A 4,523-nucleotide genomic window follows, 5' to 3' on the forward strand; every position below is an offset into this window, starting at 1 on the left:
CGGGCGGCCGCGCGGCGCCGGGCTGCGGCGGCGTACCCCGGGTCCAGCGGCCGCTGCATGATGTCGGTGAGCAGGGCGTCGGAGCTGAACGCGGGCCTAGCCACGCGGCACCCCCGGCCCCGCCGCGGAGGCCTCCGCGATCCGCGCCGCCCCGTCAGCCCCGTGGGTGCTGTCGACCCGCCCGGCCCGGACCGCGGCCACGAGCCGGTGCGTCTGCCACAGGTACCCGACCCCGGCCCACCAGTACAGGGCGCTCCCCCACAGCACGAGCGCCCAGGCGACGGGGCGGACGACGACGGCGAGGGACTCCGCGGTCTCGGCGAGCAGCAGCAGCGGGAGCGCGACGAGCAGGAGCATGGTCGCGGCCTTGCCGAGCAGGTGCGGCGGCAGCGACGAGAGGCCGTGCCGCCGCAGCACGAGGACGTTGAGGGTGAGGACGACCTCGCGCAGCACGACGAGCCCCACGAGCTCCCACGGCAGCACCCCGCGCCAGCCGAGGCCCAGCAGGGCGGCGGTGACGTACAACCGGTCCGCGGCGGGGTCGAGCAGCTGGCCGAGCCGGGTCACCTGGTCCCAGCGCCGGGCGAGCTGGCCGTCGACGAAGTCGCTGGCGCCCGCGGCGAGGAGCACGGCCAGGGCGGCGCCGTCGCGGCCGTCGAGGATGAGGCCGGCGAAGACCGGGACGCACAGCAGCCGCGCCAGGCTGATGAGGTTCGGCAGGGTGAGGACCCGGTCGCCCACCTGCGGCTCGTCCCGAGGAGCCGGCGTGACACCAGGACCGGGGCGGCCCGTGCCGGCGACCCGCGGGTCGTCCTCGGCTGCGGTGGTCGTGGTGGCCTCCCGCGCGACGGTCCCTGCCGGTCGGCCGGCACAGGGACACCGGACGACCACGTCGGGACGGCGGGATTCGAACCCACGACCCCCTGACCCCCAGTCAGGTGCGCTACCAAGCTGCGCCACGTCCCGGTCGGCCACGTCTCCGCGGCCGCCTGCGGAACTCTAGCGCAGGCTCAGGTGCGCTTCCGCCGCTCCCGGGCCCGGACGGTGACCTCGATGGGCGTGCCGACGAAGCCGAACTCCTCGCGCAGGCGCCGCTCGACGAAGCGCCGGTAGCCCGCCTCGAGGAAGCCGGTGGTGAACAGCACGAAGGTCGGGGGCCGGACGCCGGCCTGGGTGGCGTAGAGGATGCGCGGCTGCTTGCCGCCCCGGACCGGGTGCGGGTGCCCGGCGACGATCTCGGCGACGAGCGCGTTGAGGCGGCCGGTGGGCACGCGGTGCTCCCACGAGGCCAGCGCGCGGTCCATGGCGGGCACGAGCCGGTCGAGGTGGCGCCCCGTCATGGCGGACAGGTTGACCCGAGGCGCCCACGGCACCTGGACCAGCTCGATCTCCAGCTCGCGCTCCAGGTAGCGGCGGCGCTCCTCGTCGACGAGGTCCCACTTGTTGACCGCGAGGACGACGGCGCGGCCGGCGTCGACGGCGTTCTGCACGACGCGGACGTCCTGCTCGCTGAGGACCTCGGAGGCGTCGACGAGCACGACGGCGACCTCGGCGCGCTCGATGGCGGCCTGGGTGCGCAGCCCGGCGTAGAAGTCCGCGCCCACGCTGCTGCGGTGCTTGCGGCGGATGCCGGCGGTGTCGACGACCCGCCAGGTGCGCCCGCCGAGCTCGACCATCTCGTCGACGGGGTCGCGCGTGGTGCCGGCGACGGCGTTGACGACGACCCTCTCGCTGCCCACGAGGGCGTTGAGCAGGCTGGACTTGCCGACGTTGGGCCGGCCGACGAGCGCCACCCGACGCACGGCGGAGGACTCCGAGGGCAGCGAGGTCTTCTCGGGCAGGACCTCCAGGACGGCGTCGAGCATGTCGCCGGTGCCGCGCCCGTGCAGGGCGGACACCGGGAACGGCTGGCCCAGGCCGAGCGACCACAGCGCGGTCGCGTCGGCCTCGCCGCGGGCGTCGTCGACCTTGTTGGCGACGAGGACCACGGGCTTGCCGGCGCGGCGGAGCATCTTGACGACGGCCTCGTCGACCGCGGTGGCGCCGACGGTGCCGTCGACGACGAAGACGACGGCGTCGGCGAGCTCGACGGCCACCTCGGCCTGCTCGGCGACCTGCAGGGCGAGGCCCTCGACGCGGGCGTCCCAGCCGCCGGTGTCGACGAGCGTGAACTGCCGACCGGCCCAGTCGACGGGGTAGCTCACCCGGTCGCGGGTGACGCCGGGGACGTCCTGCACCACGGCCTCGCGGCGGCCGAGGATGCGGTTGACCAGCGTGGACTTGCCGACGTTGGGGCGGCCGACCACCGCGACCACGGGGCGGACGTCCTCGACCTCGAGGCCGTCCTCGTCGAGCCCGCCCTCCAGGACGGCCAGGTCCTCCTCGGCGAGGTCGTACTCGGCGAGCTGGCTGCGCAGGACGCGCTCCGCGTCGGCGTCGGACACCCCCGTGGGGCCGGTGACGGGCGCGTCCTCGGCGGGACCGGTCGGGCCGGCCTGGTCGAGCCGGTCGGCCTGGTCGGCGGGGTCGGGCCGTGTGCTGCTCGGGGTGGTGTCGCTCACGTGCTCAGCCTGCTCTCGGGGGGGTGTCGGTCGTGCCGGTGGTGCCGGGCGCGCCGGGCGCGCGGGTGCTGGTGGTGGTGCCGCCGTCGTCGGGCAGCGTCTCGCCGGTGAGCGCCACGGACGCCGCGACGTGCTCGACGAGCCGGACGCGGACCTGCTCGGCGGCCATGGCCAGCGCCTGCTTGCCGGGGACGCCCGCGGGCCGCTCGAGGGTGAAGGGGGCGCCGTGGACCACGTGCAGGCGGCGGCGCAGCCGGGGCAGGCCGCCGGAGCGTTCGCCGGTGCGGCGGGTGCCCAGGACGGCCACGGGGACGACCGGGGCGCCGGACTGCAGCGCGATCCACGCGATCCCCGTGCGGACGGCCGCGACGTCGCCGCGGCCGCGCGAGCCCTCGGGGAAGATGCCCGCGGCGCCGCCGGCGCGCAGCACGGCCACCGCCGAGCTGAGCGCGGTCCGGTCGGAGCCCGACCGGTCGACGGGGATCTGGCCGACCTGGGTGAGCACCCACCCGACGAAGCCGCGGAACATCTCCTTCTTGACGAGGAACTGCACACCGCGGTCCCAGTTCGAGGAGTAGACGAGCGGCCCGTCGAGGATGCTCACGTGGTTGACCGCCAGCAGGACGGGGCCGTCGGCGACGTGCTCGAGGCCCTGCACCCGGGTGCGCCACAGCACGTGCGCCACGACGAAGCCGACCATCCGGCCCCACCAGCGCCCGGGCGACCCGGGGGCGGCGGGGGCGCCCGGCCGCTCCGGGGCGGGGGTGCTCACGCGTCCCCGGGGGCCGCGGCCTCGGCCTGCGCGGCGAGCACGAGGTCGAGGACCGCCTGCACGGTCTGCTCGAGGTCCAGGTGCGAGGAGTCGAGCTCGAGGACCCCGTCCGCGGCGGTGACGAAGCTGGTCACGCGGGAGTCGGCCGCGTCCCGGTCCAGCACGGCGGTGCTCACGTCCCCGGCGGCCAGGCTGCCGGCCTCGGCCGCGCCGCCGGACTGCTCGACCTGCCGGGCGCGGCGGTCGACCCGGGCCGCGGGGTCGGCGGTGAGCAGCACCCGGACGTGGGCGTCGGGCGCGACGACCGTGGTGATGTCCCGACCCTCGGCGATGCAGCCGGTCGGGGCGGCGTCCATGGTCGTGCGCTGGCGGGAGCGCAGCTCCGCGCGGACCGCGGGGTGCGAGGCGACGGCCGACACCCCGGCGGTGACGGCGGCGCCCCGGATCGCGGTGGTCACCTCGACGCCGTCGACGACGACCCGCTCGACGTCGGGGTCGGTGCTGATGTCCACGTGGACCGCGCGGACGAGCGCGCCCAGGGTCTCGGCGTCCTCGACGTCGATGCCGTCGCGCAGCGCCGCCCAGCAGACGGCGCGGTACATGGCCCCGGTGTCCAGGTAGGACAGGCCGGCGCGGCGGGCCACCTCGCGGGAGACGCTGGACTTGCCCGACCCGGAGGGCCCGTCGACGGCGACGAGGACACGGCGGGAGGGCACAGGCACGAGAGGCTCCTGGGGATGGGGGGCGGGGACGACCGCCGGACCGGCGCCGACCCCGGGCCGGGCGGCGGCCGCGAGGGTGCCGGGACGACCCCCCAGGCTACCCGCCGCTCAGTCGGGGACCGACCAGCCGCGCTCCCGCAGCTCCCGCACCAGGCGGTCCCGCTCGGCCGGGAGGACGGCCACCTCGGTCACCCCGGTGAGGCGCCCGGGGCTGTGCTCGATCCGCAGGTCCTCGATGTTGACGCCCACCTCGCCGATGGTGCCGATGAGCGAGGCGAGGGCGCCCGGGCGGTCGGGGACGAGGACGGGGACCGTCGCCCACACCGCGGGCGCGTCGCCGTGCTTGCCCGGGACGGTCGCCCGGCCGGCGTTGCCCTCGGCCACGAGCCGGGCCAGCGCGCCGACCGGGGCACCGGTCGGCGACCCGGCGGGTCCTCCCGAGGCTGCGGGGTCCGACGCCCCCGGGAG

Annotated in this window: 5 protein-coding genes and 1 tRNA gene; all 6 read right to left on the bottom strand. The window is 76.9% G+C overall.

The features are described 5' to 3' along the window. Nucleotides 1–96: 96 nt before the first annotated feature. On the bottom strand, nt 97–741 hold the full coding sequence (locus WCS02_RS17725) for a CDP-alcohol phosphatidyltransferase family protein (RefSeq protein WP_340295592.1): 645 nt from the start codon (nt 739–741) through the stop codon (nt 97–99). Nucleotides 742–892: 151 nt separating this feature from the next. Beyond that, nucleotides 893–966 (bottom strand) — tRNA-Pro (locus tag WCS02_RS17730). A gap of 44 nt (nt 967–1,010) precedes the next feature. Further along, a complete protein-coding gene (der, locus tag WCS02_RS17735; protein ID WP_376983718.1) occupies nt 1,011–2,561 on the bottom strand; it encodes a ribosome biogenesis GTPase Der in 1,551 nt (516 codons plus the stop codon). 4 nt (nt 2,562–2,565) lie between these two features. After that, nucleotides 2,566–3,333 carry a lysophospholipid acyltransferase family protein gene (locus tag WCS02_RS17740; RefSeq protein WP_340295593.1) on the bottom strand — a complete coding sequence of 256 codons (768 nt, stop codon included), beginning with the start codon at nt 3,331–3,333 and terminating at the stop codon, nt 2,566–2,568. Then, nucleotides 3,330–4,055 (bottom strand): (d)CMP kinase, encoded by a 726-nt coding sequence (gene cmk / locus WCS02_RS17745; RefSeq protein WP_340295594.1) that lies wholly within the window; start codon nt 4,053–4,055, stop codon nt 3,330–3,332. Before cmk ends, WCS02_RS17740 begins: the two co-directional genes overlap by 4 nt. Nucleotides 4,056–4,163: 108 nt before the next feature. Further along, a partial coding sequence (locus tag WCS02_RS17750) for an ACT domain-containing protein (protein ID WP_340295596.1) occupies nt 4,164–4,523 on the bottom strand: 360 nt, incomplete at its 5' end.

It is taken from the genome of Aquipuribacter hungaricus, from assembly GCF_037860755.1.
GTDB lineage: Bacteria > Actinomycetota > Actinomycetes > Actinomycetales > JBBAYJ01 > Aquipuribacter > Aquipuribacter hungaricus.